This window comes from Paraburkholderia phymatum (assembly GCF_040965635.1).
Taxonomy (GTDB): domain Bacteria; phylum Pseudomonadota; class Gammaproteobacteria; order Burkholderiales; family Burkholderiaceae; genus Paraburkholderia; species Paraburkholderia phymatum_B.
This window is the reverse complement of the sequence record NZ_JBFRCH010000005.1, coordinates 313,344-333,753: the sequence shown is the minus strand read 5'-3', so window position 1 is coordinate 333,753 and position 20,410 is coordinate 313,344. Positions and strand designations below refer to the sequence as shown.

The window sequence follows — 20,410 nt, the reverse complement described above, 5'->3', positions numbered from 1 at the left end:
CGCGCCTGGCTCGCGCGGCCTGCACGCACTGCGTGCCGCCGCTGCGGTCGCCGACGCACAGCGAATTCGATTCTGTGTTCAGCAACACCCGCACGCGGCCCCAACAACCACGCGCGAGTGGACGTTTAAACGATATTCTGGACAAATCCCGCAGCCGTTTCCATGTCGACGGCAACGATTCGCGACACGCCCTGCTCCTGCATCGTCACCCCGATCAGTTGCTGGGCCATTTCCATCGCGATCTTGTTGTGGGAAATGAACAGGAACTGTGTTTTGTCCGACATCGCGCGCACAAGGTTCGCGAAACGCTCGGTGTTCGCGTCGTCGAGCGGCGCGTCCACTTCGTCGAGCAGACAGAACGGCGCCGGATTCAGCTGGAACATCGCGAACACGAGTGCCGTCGCCGTCAGCGCCTTTTCGCCGCCCGACAGCAAGTGGATCGTCGAGTTCTTCTTGCCGGGCGGCTGCGCCATCACCTGCACGCCCGCGTCGAGAATCTCGTCGCCCGTCATGATGAGCTTCGCCTGGCCGCCGCCAAAGAGACGCGGGAACAGCTCGCCGAAATGGCGGTTCACTTCGTCGAACGTGCCTTGCAGCAGCGTGCGCGTTTCCTGGTCGATCTTGCGGATCGCGTCTTCGAGCGTTTCGATCGCGTTCGTCAGATCGGCCGACTGCGCGTCGAGGAAAGTCTTGCGTTCCGTCGCCGCCTTCAGCTCGTCGAGCGCGGCCATGTTGACGGGGCCGAGCGCCGTGACCGCGTTGTTGATGCGCGTCACTTCGCCTTGCAGGTACGACGGCTTCATGTCGGGCGTAAGCTTGGCCTGCAATTCGACTTCGTCGACACCTGCCGCCGTCAGCTGCTCGATGAACTGCTCGGCGTTCAGCCGCGCCGCCTGCTCCTTCAGCTGCAATTCGGTGATGCGGTCGCGCAGCGGCTGCAACGCGCGTTCGCTCGTCAGGCGCAGCTCGTCGGACTGGCGCAGCTTGGCCGTCAGATCGTCGAGTTCGAGACGCGCGGCATGCAGCGCCTCTTCCTTGACGCGGCGAATTTCGAGCGCGTCCTGCAAGCCCGTATGCGCCGTCTGCTCGTTGATCGTTTCGAGTTCGGCACGCGCGTCTTCGAGCGAGCCCGCGACGCGCTCGCTCTGCTCGTGAGCGACCTGAATCGTGCGCTTCAGCTCGTCGATGCGGTTCGCCATGTTGCGCGCGGCAAAGCGCGCATCGGTGGCGGCACGGTCGAGATCGCGCGATTCGTTGCGCGCCTGGCCCAGTTCTTCGTCGAGTGCTTCGAACGCAAGCTGGTTGTCTTCGAAGCGCGCCTGCAGTTCGGCGAGTTCGCCGTCGTGCCGCTCGAAATTCGCTTCCGATTCGGCACGCAGCGCGCGCTGCTCTTCAACCTGTGCGGTGATTTCTTCGAGTTCCTCGCTGATCTGCGTGCTGCGCTGCGTGTAGCGCTCGTGTGCCTGAGTTAGCTTGAGCACGTCCATCTGCAGCGCGTGTACGCGCTGTGTCGCGCGCTCCGTCTGCTGGCGCACTTCAGCCAGTGCATTCGATGCCTGCGTATGCGCGGCCTCGGCGCGAATCGCAGCAGCCTTGGCTTCTTCGGCGAGCAGCGCCTGCGCGCGCACCTGACGCGTCAGATTTTCGATTTCCTGCTGGCGCGCGAGCATGCCCGCCTGTTCGGAATCGGCCGCGTACAGCTGCACGCCGACGCGCGTCACCACATGCCCCGCCTTCACGACGAACGCGCCGCCTTCGGGCAATTGCAAGCGCATCGAGAGCGCCTGGGGCAGATCGTCGGCGACGAACGCGTTGCCGAGCCAGTCGTTGAGCACGGCTCGAATGCCTGCATCGTCGATGCGCACGAGCGACAGCAACGGACGCAGCGACGGCGGCGCGGCCACCGGCTGACCGGCCGCGGGCGGCGCGTAGAACGCGAGCTTCGCGGGCGGCGCGTCGCTGACGAAGTGCTTCACCCAGTCGAGATTCGACACTTCGAGCGCGGCAAGACGCTCGCGCAGCAACGATTCGAGCGCGGTTTCCCAACCCGCTTCGACATGCAGCTTCTTCCACAGACGCGGCAGCGCGCCCAGCTCGTGCTTGTCGAGCCACGGCTGGATCTTGCCTTCCGTCTGCACGTTCTCCTGCAGCTGACGCAACGCTGCAAGCCGCGCTTCGAGCTGGTGGATCTGCGCGCTTTCCGCCTGCACGCGCTCCTGCGCGGCGCGGCGCTCGGCGTCGAGGCGCGGCAGCGTGTCCTGCGCGTCGGCGAGACGCTCTTGCGCGTTGCGCAGAATCTCTTCGTGCTCGACCAGTTGCATGCGCAGTTCTTCGAGCTGCCCTTCGTCCGGCGCGTCGAGGCCGCCCGCTTCCGTCTTCAGACGTTCCTGGCGCTGCTGAAGCTGCTGCAACTGCTGGTCGGCGTTGCGCTGATGCGCGGCTTCGAGCTTGAGCGCCTGCTCGGTCTGCGCGATCCCGGCGCGTTCGTCGCTCAGTTGCGCCTGCGCGTCGCGCCAGCGCGCCTCGAGCGCGGGCATCGCGTCGTGCTTCGCGGCGGCCGCTTCTTCGGCGATCGCGGCTTTCTCGTCGCCCGCCGCAAGCTGCTCTTCGGCGTCTTCGAGATCGTCCTGTGCCTTTTGCGCCTGTGCGAGCCACTGCTCGCGCTGCGCGGTCAGCGCGGCAATCTGCGCCTGCACGCGATTGCGCGATTCGACGATGAACTTGATCTCGGCTTCGAGGCGGCTCACCTCGGCATTCGCTTCGTACAGCGCGCCTTGCGCGCCCTGCATCGCGTCGCTGGCGGAATAGTGAGCGACGCGCAGTGTTTCGAGTTGCGCCTCGACTTCACGCAGCTTCGCCGTGTGCGCTTCGAGGTCGATCTGAGCCTGTTCGATCGCGCGCTTCTGCTTGTCCTGCTCGGTGCCCGCTTCGTTCTTGCGCAACAGCCACAACAGGCGCTGTTTCTCTTCGCCTTCGGCTTGGAGATCCTTGAACTTCGTCGCGACGACCGCCTGCGCTTCGAGCTTTTCCAGATTCGCCGTCAGTTCGCGGACGATATCTTCGACGCGAGTCAGATTTTCGCGCGTGTCGTGCAGACGGTTCTCGGTTTCGCGGCGGCGTTCCTTGTACTTCGAGACGCCAGCGGCTTCTTCCAGGAACACGCGCAGTTCTTCGGGCTTGGCCTCGATGATCCGCGCGATCATGCCCTGTCCGATGATCGCGTACGCGCGCGGGCCGAGACCCGTGCCGAGAAAGATGTCCTGGATGTCGCGGCGGCGCGCGGGCAGATTGTTGATGTAGTAGCTCGACGTGCCGTCGCGCGTCAGCACGCGCTTGACGGCGATCTCGGCATACTGGCCCCACTGGCCCGCCGCGCGGCCGTCGGCGTTGTCGAACACGAGTTCGACGCTGGCGCGGCTGCCCGGCTTGCGCGCCGTCGAACCGTTGAAGATCACGTCCTGCATCGACTCGCCGCGCAACTCAGAGGCGCGCGATTCGCCGAGCACCCAGCGCACGGCGTCGATGATGTTGGACTTGCCGCAACCGTTGGGACCGACCACGCCGACAAGCTGGCCCGGAACCTGGAAATGCGTGGGATCGACGAATGACTTGAAGCCAGCGAGTTTAATCGAGGTCAGACGCACGGCGATATCGCTGTTTGAAAGTGATTTGTGGAAACGGAACGCGCGGTTCGTGCGTGTTCGTATGTGGACCGCTTCAGGGTACAAAGCCTGCGAGCGGCACAACGGAGCGCGGGCCCGCTGCGATTCCGGCGCCGCGGCGCGCCCTACGCTGCACCGCCGGCCAATGAGGGGCAATCATACCATCGCGCGCGGGCGATTCTTACCGTTGTCATTCGCGTTTCCGTCGTTGCCGGCGCTCGCATCTTCATTGGGCTTCGCCCGATGCACCCAGCTCGACAGCGCCGAGGCCAGCACGATGCACACGCCGCCCGCCCACTCGCGCGGACCGGGCACTTCGCCGGCGAAAAGCCAGGCCGTGAGCGCCGTCACGACGATCTCGAACAGCATGATGATCGACGCGCGGTTCGCGGGCACGCGCGCGAGCCCGTACTGCACGAGCATGTTGTTGGTCGCGAGCACGAAGCCGATCGCGAGCACGAGCAGCGCCGCCGTTCCAAGATGAGCGCCCGTCGGCGGCGTCGGCATCGCTTCGAACAGCGACGCGCATCCGCCGAAGATCGCCGCGCCGCCGAAGATGATCGCCGTGCGCATTTCGGCCTTCATGTCGGGCAGTTCGCGGCTCGTCTTCAGGATCAGCACGTTGCTCATCGCGAAGCTCATCCCGGCCGCGAGCCCCGCCCATTCGGCGAGACTGCCCGGCACGGGAAGCCCGAGCTGCGGCGACCACAGCATCATCATCGCGCCCGCCAGCGACAGCGCGGCGAGCCCCGCGCCCGCCCACGTCAGCCGCTCGTGCAGGATGAAATGCGCAAAGAGCGCGGTCCAGGCGGGCGTCAGATAGAACAGCAGCAGCACCCGCATCACCTGGCCGTGGATCGCGCCCCACACGAAACCGAGATTGGTGATGCCCGCGAACAGCGCGAGCGCGGGCAACAGCCAGTGCCAGCGGACGGTCTTGATCGCGTTGCGCCGGACCAGCAGCACGAACAGGCAGCCGGCGCCGCTCGTCAGCGCGCTCGCCGCCGTGCCCGTCATGCCGAGCGCGTTGAGCATCCGCAGCGGATACCACACCATGCCCCACACCGACGCGCCCATCATGATCGCGAGCGTCGGCCACGTGTTGCGAAGCGAGAGGTTCATCGCGGGCCGCTCCCCGCGAAGTCCAACATGTCCAGCTTGTGCTGCATGCGTTGTCCGCCTTGTCTGCTTTGTCCGTTTCGGGCGACGGCGGCGCGTGATCGCCGCCAGCCGTTGCCGCTGAACCCTTTGCCGCCGTGTCGGGATACCGCCCGCATTGTGTCTCCGTCTTCTTCGTTGCGCTCTTCGCTGCTGCGTTCTTCATTGCGTCGCGCACATCACCTGCATCGCGCCTGCCGCGCCGTTCCTGGCGCGCCGCGACGCCTTGTCCGATCAGACGATGCGCCGTTCCGCTGCCCGCCGACACGCTATAATCGATCGCCCGTCGCCGGTGCCGCGCCGATGCCTGTCCACTGGATGCCCCGCCGCCGCTGCCGTGTCCGATCGGGCACGCGCCGCAGCCGCTTCCGGGCCTTTCGCATCAGACGCCTGGCCAAGCATCGCAGCCGCCGCGCGCCGCCGCCTTCACCTGTTTCAGTCTGTCCCGCAACACGCCGAACACACGCCCGAACCGCCAAGTGAATCCGCTACTCGACTCCCTTCAGCCCTATCCCTTCGAAAAGCTGCGCGCGCTCTTCAAGGATGTCACGCCGCCCGCCGGCCTCGCGCACATCAGCTTCGGGATCGGCGAGCCGAAACACCCGACGCCGGACCTGATCCGCGACGCCGTGATCGATTCGCTCGGCGGTCTTGCGTCGTATCCCGCCACGGTCGGCACGCCGGCGCTGCGCGAAGCGATCGCGAAGTGGATCACGAAGCGCTACGGCCTGCCCGTCGATGCCGCCACCCAGGTGCTGCCCGTGTCCGGTTCGCGTGAGGCGCTGTTCGCGCTCGCGCAGACAGTGATCGACCCGAAGAAGAACGCGCAGGGCGAGCCTGCGATCGTACTCTGTCCGAACCCGTTCTACCAAATCTACGAAGGCGCGGCGCTGCTCGCGGGCGCGCAGCCGTATTTCGCCAACAGCGACCCGAAGCGCAACTTCGCGTGTGACTACCCCGCCATTCCCGAAGACGTCTGGGCGCGCACGCAACTGCTCTACGTCTGCTCGCCGGGCAACCCGACGGGCGCCGTGCTCACGCTCGACGACTGGCGCGAGCTGTTCGAGCTGTCGGATCGCCACGGCTTCGTGATCGCATCCGATGAGTGCTACTCGGAGATTTACTTCGACGAAGCGCGCCCGCCCCTCGGCGCACTGGAAGCGGCGCACCGGCTGGGCCGCGGCTTCGGGCGGCTGGTGATGCTGTCCAGCCTGTCGAAGCGCTCGAGCGTGCCCGGCATGCGCTCGGGCTTCGTCGCAGGCGACGCGACGATCCTCAAGCAGTTCCTGCTCTACCGCACCTATCACGGCGCGGCGCTGTCGACGGTCTTTCAGGCCGCGAGCATCGCCGCGTGGAGCGACGAGGCGCATGTGCGCGAAAACCGCGCGAAGTACGTGCAAAAGTTTTCGACCGTCACGCCGATGCTCGCCGACGTGCTCGACGTCAAGCTGCCCGACGCCGCGTTCTACCTGTGGGCGAACGTCGCGCGCACGGGCCTGTCGGATACCGAGTTCGCCCGCCGCCTGTACGCCGACTATAATGTGACGGTTCTGCCCGGCTCGTATCTCGCGCGCACCGCGCACGACACGAACCCCGGCCGCGATTTCGTCCGCCTCGCGCTCGTCGCCGGCGTCGATGAATGCACGGAGGGCGCACAGCGCATCGTCGATTTCTGCCGCTCCCTGAAGGGCCAGCATCGGGGCTAGCATCGGGACTGATTCCGGCCAATCAACACGCCGCACGAAAGCACCGCCGCTGCGCCCTCATCCGCTTTCCGATTTCAAACCTTTCTCTTCTTACACCACGAACATGTCGCAACAACTTCAGCAGATCATCGATACCGCCTGGGACAACCGCGCCGACCTGTCGCCGAAGGCCGCACCCGCCGAAGTGCGCGAAGCCGTCGCGCACGCGATCGAGCAACTGGACAAGGGCGCGCTGCGCGTCGCCGAAAAGAAGGATGGCGACTGGGTCGTCAATCAGTGGCTCAAGAAGGCCGTGCTGCTGTCGTTCCGCCTCGAGGACAACGCGCCGATGCCGGCAGGCGGCTACTCGCAGTTCTACGACAAGGTGCCGTCGAAGTTCGCGAGCTACACGGCTGAAGACTTCGCCGCAGGTGGCTTTCGCGTCGTGCCGCCCGCCATCGCGCGCCGCGGCTCGTTCATCGCGAAGAACGTCGTGCTGATGCCGTCGTACACGAACATCGGCGCCTACGTCGACGAAGGCACAATGGTCGACACGTGGGCGACCGTCGGCTCGTGCGCGCAGATCGGCAAGAACGTGCACCTGTCGGGCGGCGTGGGCATCGGCGGCGTGCTGGAACCGCTGCAGGCGAACCCGGTCATCATCGAAGACAACTGCTTCATCGGCGCGCGCTCGGAAGTCGTGGAAGGCGTGATCGTCGAGGAGAACTCGGTGATCTCGATGGGTGTGTACCTCGGCCAGAGCACGAAGATCTACGACCGCGAAACGGGCGAAGTGTCGTACGGCCGCATTCCGGCGGGCTCGGTCGTGGTCGCGGGCAACCTGCCGTCGAAGGACGGCACGCACAGCCTCTACTGCGCGGTGATCGTCAAGAAGGTGGACGCGAAGACGCGCGCGAAGGTCGGCCTGAACGAACTGCTACGAGGCGACTGATGGCGCGCGCTGCGGCGAAGACGACCGTCGTCTACGGCATTCCGAACTGCGACACCGTGAAGAAGGCGCGCGTGTGGCTCGAAGAGCATGGCGTCGAGTTCGAGTTTCACGACTTCAAGAAAGCAGGCGTGAACGCGCCGCTCGTGAAGGGCTGGCTGAAGGACGTGCCGCTCGATGCGCTCCTGAACCGGCGCGGCACGACTTGGCGCGGCCTCGACGAGGACGTGAAGGCCTCCGCCGACAGCGAAGCCGGCGCGATCGCGCTGATGATCGAGAAGCCCTCCGTCATCAAGCGGCCTGTCGTCGTGGTCGACGGGCGCTTGAAGACGTTGGGCTTTTCGGCGGATCAGTACGCGTCGCTGTTCGACTGAGCGTCCGCGTTTTTTCGCGCTGAGACGCGGCGCGAGCGCGCACTGAGCGCGGAAAGCGCACCGCGCGCGTAGATACGCATGCTGTTGCCGGCCCACTCAGGCCGGCATTTTTTCACCTGGGTTTCAAGCGTGGACACGGTCTGCGCATCTCATCTGCCAGTTGGTTGGAAGGAACTGAATCGATGTCCGGCACTCTTGCCCTTACGGAAGCCCTGATCGCGCGCGCGTCCGTGACGCCCGACGACCAGAACTGCCAGCGTCTCCTTGTCGAGCGCCTGGCCGCAATCGGCTTCGAATGCGAAACGATCGAATCGAACGGCGTAACCAATCTGTGGGCCGTGAAGCGCGGCACGATGGGCGCGGAGGGCAAGCTGCTCGCGTTCGCCGGCCATACCGACGTCGTGCCGACGGGCCCGCTCGATCAATGGTCGTCGGCGCCATTCGAGCCGACTCATCGCGACGGCAAGCTGTATGGCCGGGGCGCCGCCGACATGAAGGCATCGATCGCCGGCTTCGTGGTGGCGAGCGAAGAATTCGTCGCCGCGCATCCGCAGCATCGCGGCTCGCTGGCGTTCCTCATCACGAGCGACGAAGAAGGTCCCGCGACGGATGGCACCGTGAAAGTGGTCGAAGCGTTGCAGGCGCGCGGCGAGCGGCTCGACTATTGCGTCGTCGGCGAGCCGACGTCGGGCGCGCTGTTCGGCGACACGGTGAAGAACGGCCGGCGCGGCTCGATGACGGGCAAGCTGATCGTCAAGGGCGTGCAGGGGCATATCGCCTATCCGCATCTGGCGAAGAATCCCGTCCATCTGCTCGCGCCGGCGCTCGCCGATCTCGTCGCCGAACGCTGGGACGACGGCAACGAGTACTTCCCGCCCACCACATGGCAGGTGTCGAACCTGCACAGCGGCACGGGTGCGACCAATATCATTCCCGGCCACGCGGACGTGATGTTCAACTTCCGCTTCTCGACGGCGAGCACGGTCGAAGGGCTGCAAAAGCGCGTGCACGATATCCTCGACAGGCACGGCCTCGACTACGACCTGGCCTGGACCGTGAGCGGCCTGCCCTTCCTCACGCCGCGAGGCGAACTGTCGAACGCGCTCGAAAAAGCGATCCGCGACGAGACGGGCATCGCGACGGAACTGTCGACCACGGGCGGCACGTCCGATGGCCGCTTCATCGCGCGCATCTGCAGGCAGGTCGTTGAGTTCGGGCCGTTGAATGCGAGCATCCACAAGATCGACGAACATATCGAAATCGCACACATCGAGCCGCTCAAGAACATCTATCGCCGCGTGCTCGTACAACTGATCGCCTGACGGAGGGCCTCCATCATGACTCATCCGTTTTCCACGGTTCGCGATGTGCTGCGCTACGCGGTGTCGCGCTTCAATCAGGCCGGGCTGTCGTTCGGCCACGGCTCGTCGAACGCTTACGACGAAGCCGCCTATCTCGTGCTGCACACGCTGCATCTGCCCATTGATCTGCTCGATCCGTTTCTCGACGCGCGCCTCACGTCCGAGGAAATCGACGCGGTGCTGAAGGTGATCGAGCGACGCGCGACGGATCGCGTGCCCGCCGCCTACATCACGCAGGAAGCGTGGATGCACGGCTACCGCTTTCATGTAGACGAGCGCGTGATCGTGCCGCGCTCGTTCATCGGCGAACTGCTGCAAGATGGTCTGCAGCCGTATGTCGAGGACCCCGAACAGGTCGCCGCCGTGCTCGAGCTGTGCACGGGCTCCGGGTGCCTCGCGATTCTCGCAGCGCATGCGTTCCCGAATGCCGACATCGATGCCGTCGATCTGTCGCCCACCGCGCTCGAAGTGGCGACGCGCAATGTCCACGACTACCATCTCGACGATCGCATCGCGCTCTTCGAAGGCGATCTGTACGCGCCGCTGCCCGAGCGCCGCTACGACGTGATCATCACGAACCCGCCGTACGTGAACGCGCAAGCGATGAAGACGCTGCCGGCCGAATACCGGCACGAGCCGGAAATGGCGCTGGCGGGCGGCGCGGACGGCATGGACATCGTGCGTCGCATCATCGGCGACGCGCACAACTGGCTGACCGACGATGGCGTGCTCGTCGTCGAAATCGGCAACGAACGCGCGCATGTCGAAGCGGCGTTCGGCGGTCTCGACCTCGTGTGGATGTCCACGAGCGCCGGCGACGACAACGTCTTCCTGATCCAGGCGAACGATCTGCCCACCTGATCCGGCACCAGCGCCTGCCCCGCCGCAGGCGCCTTCTCGTCGCATCGCACAACGCACGCTGTCCAGCGGGACGCCGTGCGTTGTGTGCTTTTCAGCCGGCCCACGACGTGCGCTTCGGCTCGTCGAATCGTCACCGGATCATGCAAAAAGCCTGCTGCCGATTGCCGACGGGCAGACCGCGACGCGAACGCTTTCGGTAATATGAGCGCGACCGCGCTGCCGCATCCAGAACGCAACTTAAGACAACACCAGGCAACACCACGCGACCTCAGGCAACATGAGGTAGCACTCACGACGAAGTCAACCACGCGCAGCGCGACGATCATCGTTCGCACGCTTATGCAATTCGATCTGCTTCACGTCGGCCCGCTTGTGTTTCTCGCTCATATGCTGGGCGTGATCGCCGCGTGCCATGCCATTCTGCACACCCGCACATCGCAGGGCGCGATTGCGTGGGCGGTGTCGCTCGTCGCGATGCCCTATCTGACGCTGGTCCCTTATCTCTTTCTCGGGCGCAGCAAGTTCGCCGGCTATGCAGATGCGCGCCGCATCGAAAACAAAATGCTGCGCACGCGCGCGAATCCACCGGAATGGGATCGCGAAGCGTCTTCGCCGGGCCGGCCGACGGAAGCGTTGGGACAACAGTTCGTGCGCTCGCTCACGCGCCTGGGCGGCATGCCCTTCCTGCCCGGCAACAGCGTGCGCACGCTCGTGAACGGCGAGGCGACCTTCGCCGCGATTTTCGATGCGATCGAAAACGCGACGCGTTATGTGATCGTGCAGTTCTTCATCGTGCGCGCCGATGCGCTCGGCGAGATGCTCAAGGACGCGCTGATCGCGAAGGCCATGCAAGGCGTGCGCGTGTACGTGCTGTACGACAGCATCGGCAGCTTCGATCTGCCGCATCGGTACGTCGCTTCGATGCTGGCGGGCGGCGTGCAGATGCATCCGTTCGCGACGAACCGCAGGTTCGTCAACCGCTTCCAGCTCAACTTCCGCAATCACCGCAAGATCGTCGTGGTGGACGGCGAGCGCGCGTTCGTGGGCGGGCACAACGTGGGCGTCGAGTACCTGGGCGGAAAGCCCCCCCTCTCGCCGTGGCGCGACACACATATCGACGTGCGCGGACCCGCCGTCGCGAGCATCCAGTTCGTGTTCACGGAAGACTGGTACTGGGCCACACAGCAACTGCCGGAATTCGACCCGGCGCCCGTTTCGTCACCTGTCTCGCCGGCCGTCTCACCGCTTGCTTCACCATCGGTTTTGCCGTCCGTTTTGACGTCCGTTGCTCCAGCCGCCTCGCCGCCCGCTTCACCGTCCGTTGCTCCGGCCACCTCGCCGCCCGCTTCACTGTCCGTTTCGCCGTCTGTCGCAGCAGGCGACGGCATGCACTGTCTCGTCATTCCGACAGGCCCCGCGGACAAGCAGGAAACCTGCTCGCTCTTCTTCGTCGAAGCGATCAACGCGGCACGCGAGCGCATCTGGATCACGACGCCGTATCTCATCCCCGACGAGGCCGTGTTCGCCGCGCTGCGGCTCGCGGCGCTGCGCGGCGTCGAGGTACGCATCATGATCCCGAGCCGGCGCGATCACCGGGTCGTGTTCGAGGCGTCGAAGCTGTACGCGTACGATTCGATCCGCGCGGGCGTGCGCATCTTCCGCTATCGGCCGGGTTTTCTGCATCAGAAGGTCGTGCTGATCGACGATATCGCCGCCGCCGTGGGCAGCGCGAATCTCGACAACCGCTCGTTCCGCCTGAACTTCGAGATCATGGTGCTGACCGTCGACAGCAACTTCGCCGCCGAGGTCGAAGCGATGCTGCTGCGCGACTTCGATGAATCGTTCGAGATCGACCGCGGAGAATATCGCAATGCGCCCGCGCTGCGGCGCGTAGCGATGCACGTCGCGCGGCTTTTCGCGCCGATTCTTTGACGCGTAGCGTGCGTCGCGCGACTGCTTAACGCGCGGGCTATGTGATATGGCCGCGTTGGCCGCGTCAGGCGGCCGCATCGCCACGCTACAGCAGAGCTTCGATATCGTCCGCGATCGTTTCGGGCTTCGTGGTCGGCGCGTAGCGCTTCACGACCTTGCCGTTGCGGTCGATCAGAAACTTCGTGAAGTTCCACTTGATCGCTTCGAGCCCGAGCACGCCAGGCGCCTCGTCTTTCAGATACTTGAAAAGCGGATGCGCATCCGCGCCGTTGACCTCGATCTTGTCGAACATCTGGAACGTGACGCCGTAGTTCTTCTCGCAGAACGAGCCGATCTGCGTGGCGTCGCCCGGCTCCTGCTTGCCGAACTGGTTGCACGGAAAGCCCAGCACCTGCAGGCCGCGCACCCCGTACTGCTCGTGCAGCTTCTGCAAGCCCGCATATTGCGGCGTGAACCCACACTCGCTCGCCGTATTGACGATCAGCATGACCTTGCCGTCGTAGAGGCCGAGGCTGAGAGGCTCGCCGTCCAGCGAGCGCGCCGAAAAGGAATAGATAGAAGACTTGTCCGCTGCCATGTTTTTGCTCTCCAGGAATATCGCCAGTCTACGGACTATCGCGCCGCGCGCCACCCTGGCCGAACGGCCGATGCCGGAGCTTGCGCCGCGCAGTCTAAAATAGCGTTTTTATTCAAGCCGGCCTCGTTGTGATCCGTTTCAATCAGTTCAGCCTCGCGCGCGGCACCAAGCCGCTTTTCGAACAGACCACCTTCACGCTCAATCCCGGCGAGAAGGCGGGCCTCGTGGGCGCAAACGGCGCGGGCAAGTCGACTCTGTTCTCCGTGCTGCTCGGCGAACTGCACGCCGACGGAGGCGATTTCTCGATGCCGCCGTCGTGGCAGATCGCGCACGTCGCGCAAGAAACGCCCGCCGCCGATAAAACCGCGCTCGACTATACGCTCGACGGCGACGCGGCATTGCGCGCGATCGAAGCGCGCATCGCGGTGGCTTCGGCAACGCATGATGGCGCGGCCGAAGCCGAGGCGCACGCCGGGTTCGCCGATGCCGACGGTTACACGGCGCCCGCGCGCGCCGAAGCGCTGCTGCTCGGCCTCGGTTTCACGCTCGAACAGACGCGCGCGAGCGTGAGCAGTTTCTCAGGCGGCTGGCGCATGCGCCTGAATCTCGCGCAGGCGCTGATGTGCCGCTCGGATCTGCTGCTGCTCGACGAACCGACGAACCACCTGGACCTCGACGCGATCGTCTGGCTCGAAGACTGGCTGCATCGCTATCCGGGCACGCTGATCGTGATCTCGCACGACCGCGAATTCCTCGATTCGGTCTGCAATGTTACGCTGCATCTCGAAAACCAACAGATCAAGCGGTACGGCGGCAACTACTCGCAGTTCGAAGTGCAGCGCGCGCAGCAACTGGCGCTGCAACAGAGCGCTTACGAGAAGCAGCGCAAGACCATCGAGCATCTGCAAAGCTTCGTCGACCGCTTCAAGGCGAAGGCGACCAAGGCGCGCCAGGCCCAAAGCCGGATGAAGGCGCTAGAAAAGATGGAACTGATTGCGCCCGCACATATCGCGTCACCGTTCACGTTCGAGTTCCGCGCGCCCGACTCCGCGCCGAATCCGATGATGGTGATGGAAGACGTGCGTTGCGGTTATCGCGCGGCGAACGGCGGCGAGATTCCGATTGTCCAGCGCGTCGCGCTGTCGATCCAGAACGGACAGCGCATCGGCCTGCTCGGCGCGAACGGCCAGGGCAAGTCGACGCTGATCAAGACGCTCGCGGGCACGCTTGAGCCGCTCGGCGGCCACGTGCGCGAAGGCAAGGGGTTGAAGATCGGCTACTTCGCGCAGCATCAGCTCGAAACGCTGCGCCCCGACGATTCGCCGTTGCAGCACCTGGCGCGCCTCGCGCCCGACACGCGCGAGCAGGAACTGCGCGACTTCCTCGGCAGCTTCAACTTCTCGGGCGATATGGCGACCACGGCCATCGCGCCCTTCTCGGGCGGCGAGAAGGCGCGGCTCGCGCTGGCGCTGATCATCTGGCAGAAGCCAAACCTGCTGCTGCTCGACGAGCCGACCAACCACCTCGACCTCGAAACGCGCCACGCGCTGACGATGGCGCTCGCGCAGTTCGAAGGCACGCTGATTCTCGTCTCGCACGACCGCCACTTGCTGCGGGCAACCACGGACCAGTTCATGCTTGTCGCGAAGCACAAGCTGCAACCGTTCGACGGCGATCTCGACGACTATCGCGACTGGCTGTTGCAGCACGCCGCCGAGCAACGCGCCGCGCTGAAGGCCGCATCGGACGCGACGACCGTGAACGGCGGCAATGCAAATGGCGCGGATGCGTCGGTGAACCGCAAGGAGCAGCGTCGCCAGGAAGCGGAAACAAGGCAGAAGCTCGCGCATCTGAAGAAGCCATTGCAGACGCGCATCGCGAAGATCGAAAAGGAGATGGACGCGCTCAATGCGGAAAAGGCGACTCTCGATACATTTGTCGCCGATCCCGCCAGCTATGGCGCCGAGCAGAAAACCAGGCTGACGGAAACGATACGCCGTCAGGCGGAAGTCAATGCACGCCTCGAAACGCTCGAATCCGAATGGCTCGAAGCGCACGAGGAACTCGAACAAATCGGCTAGCGGCCCCTTCGCGTGGCGAAGGAATTCATGAGGAAAGCGAGGCCGCGCCAGCATCCACGGAGGGCTGGGCATTGTCGTCTACTGCCGCACTGAAGGGCTTGCGCGTGCTCGATCTGACACGCCTGTTGCCCGGTCCCGCCGCGACGCTCCGGCTCGCGGAAATGGGCGCCGACGTGTTGAAGATCGAAGCGCCGGGCGCCGGCGACGCGTCGCGCGTGATGATGCAAAGCAGCGCCGACCGCGTCGCGGGGCGTCCCGGCGCCTTCTACCGCCAGTTGAATCGCGGCAAGCGCGAAACGCGGCTCGACCTGAAGTCCGAAGGCGGACGCACCGTGCTGATGGCGCTCGCGCGCGAAGCGGACGTGCTGATCGAGAGCTTCCGGCCCGGCGTGATTGATCGGCTCGGCCTCGGTTACGACGTGCTGCGCGTGATCAATCCGAAACTCGTCTATTGCGCGATTTCGGGCTATGGCGCACAGGGGCCGTATTCGCAACTGGCCGGACACGATCTGAACTACATCGGCTACGCGGGCGTGCTCGACCAGCTTGCCGCGCGCGACGGCACGCCGATCCTCCCCAACTTCCAGATCGCCGATCTGCTGGGCGGCGCGCTGTCGGCCGTCAATCAGATACTCGCGGCATTGTGGGCGGTCGCGCGCGGCGGCGACGGGCGCTTCGTCGAAGTGTCGATGGCGCATTGCACGTACGCGCACAACGTCGTCGCGCAGGTCGCGCTTGCCAACGATGGCGCGGCGCCCGCCGCAGGCAGCAGCCTGCTGAATGGCGGCGTGCCCTGCTACAACCTGTATCGCACGCTCGACGAGCGATGGCTCGCCGTCGGCGCACTCGAGCTCAAGTTCTGGGAAACGCTGTGCATGGCGCTCGATCGCCCGGACTGGGCGACGCGCCACTGGAGTCTCGGCCAGGCGATCGCCGGGCCGGATGCCGCGCAGTTGATCGAGGACATGGCCGAGCTGATCGCGACGCGGCCGCTCGCGGAATGGGTCGAACTGCTGGTGCCGCTGGATTGCTGCGTGTCGCCCGTGCTGACGGCGGCGGAAGCGGCCGGGCACCCGTTGTTCAATGCGGCCGCGTGCGAGGCGCTGATTGCGCAGCAGGCGGGTGATAAAGATGCGGACCGTCTGACGAGCGGCAAGTGACGAGCGGCGCAGGAGGTGTGGCACGTGAGGTGTGGCGCAACGTGGCGGCGCATGGATCGCCCGGCTTACCGCCCGCCAGGACCGAACGGACCTTTAGCGCCGTGGCAAGGTCTGCCGCGGTTCCCGTTCGTCGTCGACCAGCCGGTGCTTGCGCCCTTCTACATGATGGCGGATCGTCGCCCTGACCTCGTCGGCCGTGACGTTTTCCGCGACGACGCGCCGTGAAATCTGGCCCGCCGTATCGATCCATTCGACGATCCGGCAGCCGCCGCCCCAAAGCCCGTGAATCGGCGCTGAGACGCGACAGCCGCGCAGATTCGACAGAAGCTCGTCCGACGTTTGATGAGACTGTTTCAAGACGTCTTCCTTTTTCCAGTCGTGACAGTGCATCTGACGAGGATAGGGAAAACGAAAGGCGCCTGGGTTACAGACTCAGCCGAGAAATTTACAGCGCATTACGGCGAAAAGCGGGTGCGTTCTGGTGGCGTCTGACGCCAATTATTCGAGCGTACGAATTCGGTCGATAGCCTGCTCGATGCGCTCGACGGCGATCACCTGCAGTCCGTCGATGGCTTGCTTCGGCGCGTTGGCCTTCGGAATCAGCGCAATCGAAAAACCGAGCTTCGCGGCTTCCTTCAGACGTTCCTGGCCGCGCGGCGACGGACGGATCTCGCCCGCCAGCCCCACTTCGCCGAACACGATCAGTCCCTTCGGCAGCGGCTTATTGCGCATCGACGAGTGAATTGCGAGCAGCACGGCGAGGTCGGCGGCGGGCTCGCTGATCTTCACGCCGCCCACCGCGTTCAGGAACACGTCCTGATCGAAGCAGGCGATGCCCGCGTGACGATGCAGCACGGCCAGCAGCATCGCGAGCCGGTTCTGTTCGAGGCCGACGGCAAGCCGGCGCGGATTCGGCACGTTCGCCGCATCGACGAGCGCCTGCACTTCGACGAGCAGCGGCCGCGTGCCTTCCTGCGTCACGAGCACGCACGAGCCCGGAACGATCTGCTCGTGCTGCGACAGAAACAGCGCCGACGGATTCGCGACGCCACGCAGACCGCGCTCCGTCATCGCGAACACGCCCAGTTCGTTGACGGCGCCAAAGCGGTTCTTGAACGCGCGCACGAGCCGGAACGACGAGTGTGTATCGCCCTCGAAATACAGCACGGTATCGACGATATGCTCGAGCACGCGCGGGCCCGCGAGATTGCCCTCTTTCGTCACGTGGCCGACCATGATGATGGCCGTGCCCGACTGCTTGGCGACGCGCGTCAGTTGCGCGGCGCACTCGCGCACCTGCGCGACGGAACCCGGCGCGGAGGTGAGCGCTTCCGAGTAGATGGTCTGGATCGAGTCGATGACGGCGACGTCCGGCTTTTCGTCGGCAATGGTCGCCTGGATTTTTTCGAGCTGGATTTCGGCGAGAAGCTTCAGCTCGCTTGCGTGCGAGCCCGGTTCGAGCAGCGACAGCCGTTGCGCGCGCAACGCAATCTGCGCCGCCGATTCCTCGCCGCTCACATAGAGCGCGCGCCGTTCGCTCGCGATCTGCGCAAGCGATTGCAAGAGCAGCGTCGACTTGCCGATGCCCGGATCGCCGCCGATCAGCACGACGCCGCCCGCGACCAGCCCGCCGCCCAGCACGCGGTCGAACTCGCCGACGCCCGTCGAGAAGCGCGGCACGTCCGACGCCTCGATATCCGCGAGCCGCTGCACGGGCTGGCTTTTCGCGAGCGACTGGAAGCGATGCGCGGAAGGCGATTCCGCAACCGTTTCGACGAGCGTATTCCACGCGTGACACGCAGGGCACTGGCCCTGCCACTTCGGCGCCTGCCCGCCGCATTCCGTACAGGTGTACAACGTTTTCTGTTTAGCCAACTTGTTTCGTCACGCGTGGTTGTTCGTTACATCTCGTTATGTCGCGAGCCCGGCGCCCGTCATTCGGCACGCACGGGCACGCGCTGCGCGACGGCGCACATCAGCTCGTAGCCGATCGTGCCGCATGCCTGCGCGACGTCGTCGATGGGTAGTTGCGCGCCCCACAGTTCGACGCGCGAGCCGACGTTCGCCTGCGGGCACGGCGAGAGGTCGACGGTGATCATGTCCATCGACACGCGGCCGACGATCCGCGTGCGGATGCCGTCGACGATGATCGGCGTGCCTTCGGGCGCGATGCGCGGATAGCCGTCCGCATAGCCGCACGCGACGACGCCGATGCGCATGCCTTCGCGCGCCGTGTAGATCGAGCCATAGCCGATCGTGCTGCCTTCCGCCAGCGTCTGCACGGCGATCAGCTCGGAGGCGAGTGTCATTGCGGGCTGCAGGCCCGTGTCCTTGATCGCGGAGCTGACGCCCGACGGCGACGCGCCGTACAGCATCACGCCCGGCCGCACCCAGTCGAAATGCGCTTCCGGATACCACAGCGTCGCCGCCGAATTGGCGAGGCTGCGCGCGCCCGCGATACCCTGCGCGCCGCGTTCGAACGCTTCCATCTGGTGAGTGATGCCGCGCTCGCTGTCCGCGTCCGAGAAATGGGTCATCAGCGTGATCTGGCCGACACCCTGGCACGCGCGCGCGCGCTCCCACGCGGCGCGGAACTTGTCGGGCATGTAGCCCAGCCGGTTCATGCCGCTGTTCATTTTCAGCTGGATATTGACGGGCTTCGACAGCCGCGCCATTTCCAGCATGCGCAATTGCTCGTCCGAATGCAGCGCAGTCGTGAGGCTGTAGCGGTCGATGACGTCGATATCCGTCGGCCGGAAAAAGCCCTCGAGCAACAAAATCGGGCCGGCCCAGCCCAATTCGCGCAACTTCACCGCTTCTTCGAGGTCGAGCAAACCAAAGCCATCGGTTGCGCGCAGCCCCGGAAAGGCGCGGGCGAGACCGTGACCGTAGGCGTTGGCCTTGACGACGGCCCAGATCTTGGACTTTGGCGCATAACGGCGTGCAACTGCGAGGTTATTGGCGAGGGCGGCGGTGTGAATAGTGGCTGAGACTGGGCGCGGCATGGGATTTTTTCGTAAAGACATTGTCGAATCAGGATCTTACAGTGCGTTTTCAACACTTCGGAGGCTGACGTGACAACGCGATCAAGGATACTGCTAGTCGGGATTTGTCTATTTTCGTGATATAAAGCCGTGCGCACAACCCATTTCGAACGGAATAAGCCCGGACGCGCCACTGACGGCCGGGGCGGACGGACCGCAGCGAGGACAGCATCGCATCAGATGAAAAAAGGTTTTTACACCATCATGGCCGCGCAGTTTTTTTCCTCGCTGGCCGACAATGCGCTTCTGATCGCTGCTATTGCACTGCTGAAAGATCTTCACGCCCCGAACTGGATGACGCCGCTGCTCAAGCTGTTTTTTGTGCTGTCGTACGTCGTGCTCGCGGCTTTTGTCGGCGCCTTCGCGGATTCTCGTCCGAAGGGCCGCGTAATGTTCGTGACCAATACGATCAAGGTGGTCGGCTGCGTGGTGATGCTGGTCGGCGCTCATCCCCTTTTCGCGTATGGCATCGTCGGCTTCGGCGCGGCCGCGTATTCGCCCGCCAAGTACGGCATTCTCACCGAGCTGCTGCCGCCTGACCGACTCGTCGCCGCGAACGGCTGGATCGAAGGCACGACGGTCGGCTCGATCATTCTCGGCACCGTGCTCGGCGGCGCGCTGATCAGCCCGCACATCGCCTCGCACATCATCAGGCACACGCCCCACGCAATCCATACGCCCGCCGAAGCGGCGATGCTCATTATCATCCTGATCTACGTGATCGCGGCGCTTTTCAATCTGCGCATCCCCGACACGGGCGCCCGCTATCCGCGCCAGCAGCACGGGCCGATCAAGCTCATCACCGATTTCGCCGACTGCTTTCTCGTGCTCTGGCGCGACAAGCTCGGACAGATTTCGCTCGCCGTCACGACGCTGTTCTGGGGCGCGGGCGCGACGCTGCAGTTCATCGTGCTGAAATGGGCCGAAGTGTCGCTCGGCATGTCGCTGTCGGAAGGCGCGATCCTGCAGGCCGTGGTCGCCGTCGGCGTCGCGGCGGGCGCGATGATCGCGGCCGCGCGCGTGCCGCTGAAGAAGTCGCTGACGGTGCTGCCCGTCGGCGTCATCATGGGGATCGCCGTGATGCTGATGGCCTTCTATACGAAGCATCTGTTTCCGGCTCACTGGGGCGTGTACTACGGCAGGATGCACATCCCCGGCTATCTGATCTTTGCGTATGTCTTCCTGATGGTCGTCGGCGCGCTGTCGGGCTTCTTCGTCGTGCCGATGAATGCGCTGCTCCAGCATCGCGGACATGTGCTGCTGTCGGCGGGCCACTCGATCGCCGTGCAGAACTTCAACGAGAACCTGTCCGTGCTCGTGATGCTGTGTCTTTACGCCGTGCTCGTGTGGCTCGACGTGCCCGTCACGGTCGTGATCGTGCTGTTCGGCACCTTCGTCTGCGTGATGATGTGGCTCGTGATGCGCCGCCATCAGGCCAACCAGCGTGCGTTCGATTCGGTATCGCTGATCGGCGAAGCGCATCACTGAGATCCATTCGCAGACCCGCTGCTTGTTCGTATCTGCACGTTGACCAGGCGTTGTCCGAGCGTCGTCTGAGGGTGCATC

The 20,410-nt window shown here is 64.9% G+C and carries 15 protein-coding genes; 9 read left to right on the top strand and 6 right to left on the bottom strand.

All coding sequences use genetic code 11. The features are described 5' to 3' along the window. Positions 1-125 precede the first annotated feature (125 nt). Complete coding sequence (gene smc / locus AB4Y32_RS13215; RefSeq protein ID WP_368721756.1) at positions 126-3,644, bottom strand: chromosome segregation protein SMC; 3,519 nt, start codon at positions 3,642-3,644, stop codon at positions 126-128. Positions 3,645-3,818: 174 nt separating this feature from the next. Continuing rightward, a complete protein-coding gene (locus AB4Y32_RS13210) occupies positions 3,819-4,784 on the bottom strand; it encodes a DMT family transporter (RefSeq protein WP_368721755.1) in 966 nt (321 codons plus the stop codon). Positions 4,785-5,299: 515 nt separating this feature from the next. On the opposite strand from AB4Y32_RS13210, the gene dapC reads away from it, so the two are divergent. The 6 genes from dapC to AB4Y32_RS13180 all read left to right on the top strand — a co-directional run bounded on the left by dapC (position 5,300) and on the right by AB4Y32_RS13180 (position 11,982). Continuing rightward, complete coding sequence (dapC, locus tag AB4Y32_RS13205; protein ID WP_368721754.1) at positions 5,300-6,526, top strand: succinyldiaminopimelate transaminase; 1,227 nt, start codon at positions 5,300-5,302, stop codon at positions 6,524-6,526. A gap of 103 nt (positions 6,527-6,629) precedes the next feature. After that, positions 6,630-7,457 (top strand): 2,3,4,5-tetrahydropyridine-2,6-dicarboxylate N-succinyltransferase, encoded by an 828-nt coding sequence (dapD, locus tag AB4Y32_RS13200; protein ID WP_087735384.1) that lies wholly within the window; start codon positions 6,630-6,632, stop codon positions 7,455-7,457. Continuing rightward, positions 7,457-7,828 carry an ArsC family reductase gene (locus AB4Y32_RS13195; protein WP_368721753.1) on the top strand — a complete coding sequence of 124 codons (372 nt, stop codon included), beginning with the start codon at positions 7,457-7,459 and terminating at the stop codon, positions 7,826-7,828. The genes dapD and AB4Y32_RS13195 overlap by 1 nt, the downstream gene beginning before the upstream one ends. A gap of 182 nt (positions 7,829-8,010) precedes the next feature. After that, a complete protein-coding gene (gene dapE / locus AB4Y32_RS13190) occupies positions 8,011-9,150 on the top strand; it encodes a succinyl-diaminopimelate desuccinylase (RefSeq protein WP_368721752.1) in 1,140 nt (379 codons plus the stop codon). Positions 9,151-9,165: 15 nt separating this feature from the next. After that, positions 9,166-10,050 carry a 50S ribosomal protein L3 N(5)-glutamine methyltransferase gene (gene prmB, locus AB4Y32_RS13185; protein WP_368721751.1) on the top strand — a complete coding sequence of 295 codons (885 nt, stop codon included), beginning with the start codon at positions 9,166-9,168 and terminating at the stop codon, positions 10,048-10,050. A gap of 339 nt (positions 10,051-10,389) precedes the next feature. Beyond that, positions 10,390-11,982, top strand: coding sequence for a cardiolipin synthase (locus AB4Y32_RS13180; protein ID WP_368721750.1), 1,593 nt, complete (start codon positions 10,390-10,392; stop codon positions 11,980-11,982). Positions 11,983-12,067: 85 nt separating this feature from the next. Here AB4Y32_RS13180 and AB4Y32_RS13175 read toward each other — a convergent pair whose 3' ends face one another. Beyond that, positions 12,068-12,559 (bottom strand): glutathione peroxidase, encoded by a 492-nt coding sequence (locus AB4Y32_RS13175; RefSeq protein WP_368721749.1) that lies wholly within the window; start codon positions 12,557-12,559, stop codon positions 12,068-12,070. Positions 12,560-12,687: 128 nt separating this feature from the next. Between AB4Y32_RS13175 and AB4Y32_RS13170 the strand changes: the two genes are divergently transcribed. Both AB4Y32_RS13170 and AB4Y32_RS13165 read left to right on the top strand, forming a co-directional pair. Beyond that, positions 12,688-14,640, top strand: a complete 1,953-nt coding sequence (locus tag AB4Y32_RS13170; RefSeq protein WP_368721748.1) for an ATP-binding cassette domain-containing protein — start codon at positions 12,688-12,690, stop codon at positions 14,638-14,640. A gap of 89 nt (positions 14,641-14,729) precedes the next feature. Next, positions 14,730-15,800, top strand: a complete 1,071-nt coding sequence (locus AB4Y32_RS13165; protein ID WP_368721839.1) for a CaiB/BaiF CoA transferase family protein — start codon at positions 14,730-14,732, stop codon at positions 15,798-15,800. A gap of 93 nt (positions 15,801-15,893) precedes the next feature. Here the strand turns inward: AB4Y32_RS13165 and AB4Y32_RS13160 are convergent, their stop codons facing one another. The 3 genes from AB4Y32_RS13160 to alr all read right to left on the bottom strand — a co-directional run bounded on the left by AB4Y32_RS13160 (position 15,894) and on the right by alr (position 18,805). Then, entirely contained in the window at positions 15,894-16,157 is a 264-nt protein-coding gene (locus tag AB4Y32_RS13160; protein ID WP_368721747.1) for a DUF2866 domain-containing protein, read from the bottom strand. A gap of 141 nt (positions 16,158-16,298) precedes the next feature. Beyond that, the gene (gene radA, locus AB4Y32_RS13155) at positions 16,299-17,675 is read right to left on the bottom strand and encodes a DNA repair protein RadA (protein ID WP_368721746.1); all 1,377 of its coding nucleotides are present in this window, start codon (positions 17,673-17,675) and stop codon (positions 16,299-16,301) included. 59 nt (positions 17,676-17,734) lie between these two features. After that, the gene (alr, locus tag AB4Y32_RS13150; RefSeq protein ID WP_368721745.1) at positions 17,735-18,805 is read right to left on the bottom strand and encodes an alanine racemase; all 1,071 of its coding nucleotides are present in this window, start codon (positions 18,803-18,805) and stop codon (positions 17,735-17,737) included. Between the two features lie 219 nt (positions 18,806-19,024). Between alr and lplT the strand changes: the two genes are divergently transcribed. Then, the gene (gene lplT, locus AB4Y32_RS13145; protein ID WP_368721744.1) at positions 19,025-20,332 is read left to right on the top strand and encodes a lysophospholipid transporter LplT; all 1,308 of its coding nucleotides are present in this window, start codon (positions 19,025-19,027) and stop codon (positions 20,330-20,332) included. The last annotated feature ends 78 nt before the right edge of the window (positions 20,333-20,410 follow it).

Bases quoted from the DNA above. Each gene is read 5' to 3' on its own strand.
- alr (WP_368721745.1), bottom strand. From the start codon at position 18,805: ATGCCGCGCCCAGTCTCAGCCACTATTCACACCGCCGCCCTCGCCAAT.
- dapE (WP_368721752.1), top strand. From the start codon at position 8,011: ATGTCCGGCACTCTTGCCCTTACGGAAGCCCTGATCGCGCGCGCGTCC.
- lplT (WP_368721744.1), top strand. From the start codon at position 19,025: ATGAAAAAAGGTTTTTACACCATCATGGCCGCGCAGTTTTTTTCCTCG.
- prmB (WP_368721751.1), top strand. From the start codon at position 9,166: ATGACTCATCCGTTTTCCACGGTTCGCGATGTGCTGCGCTACGCGGTG.
- dapD (WP_087735384.1), top strand. From the start codon at position 6,630: ATGTCGCAACAACTTCAGCAGATCATCGATACCGCCTGGGACAACCGC.
- AB4Y32_RS13175 (WP_368721749.1), bottom strand. From the start codon at position 12,559: ATGGCAGCGGACAAGTCTTCTATCTATTCCTTTTCGGCGCGCTCGCTG.
- AB4Y32_RS13210 (WP_368721755.1), bottom strand. From the start codon at position 4,784: ATGAACCTCTCGCTTCGCAACACGTGGCCGACGCTCGCGATCATGATG.
- AB4Y32_RS13180 (WP_368721750.1), top strand. From the start codon at position 10,390: ATGCAATTCGATCTGCTTCACGTCGGCCCGCTTGTGTTTCTCGCTCAT.
- AB4Y32_RS13195 (WP_368721753.1), top strand. From the start codon at position 7,457: ATGGCGCGCGCTGCGGCGAAGACGACCGTCGTCTACGGCATTCCGAAC.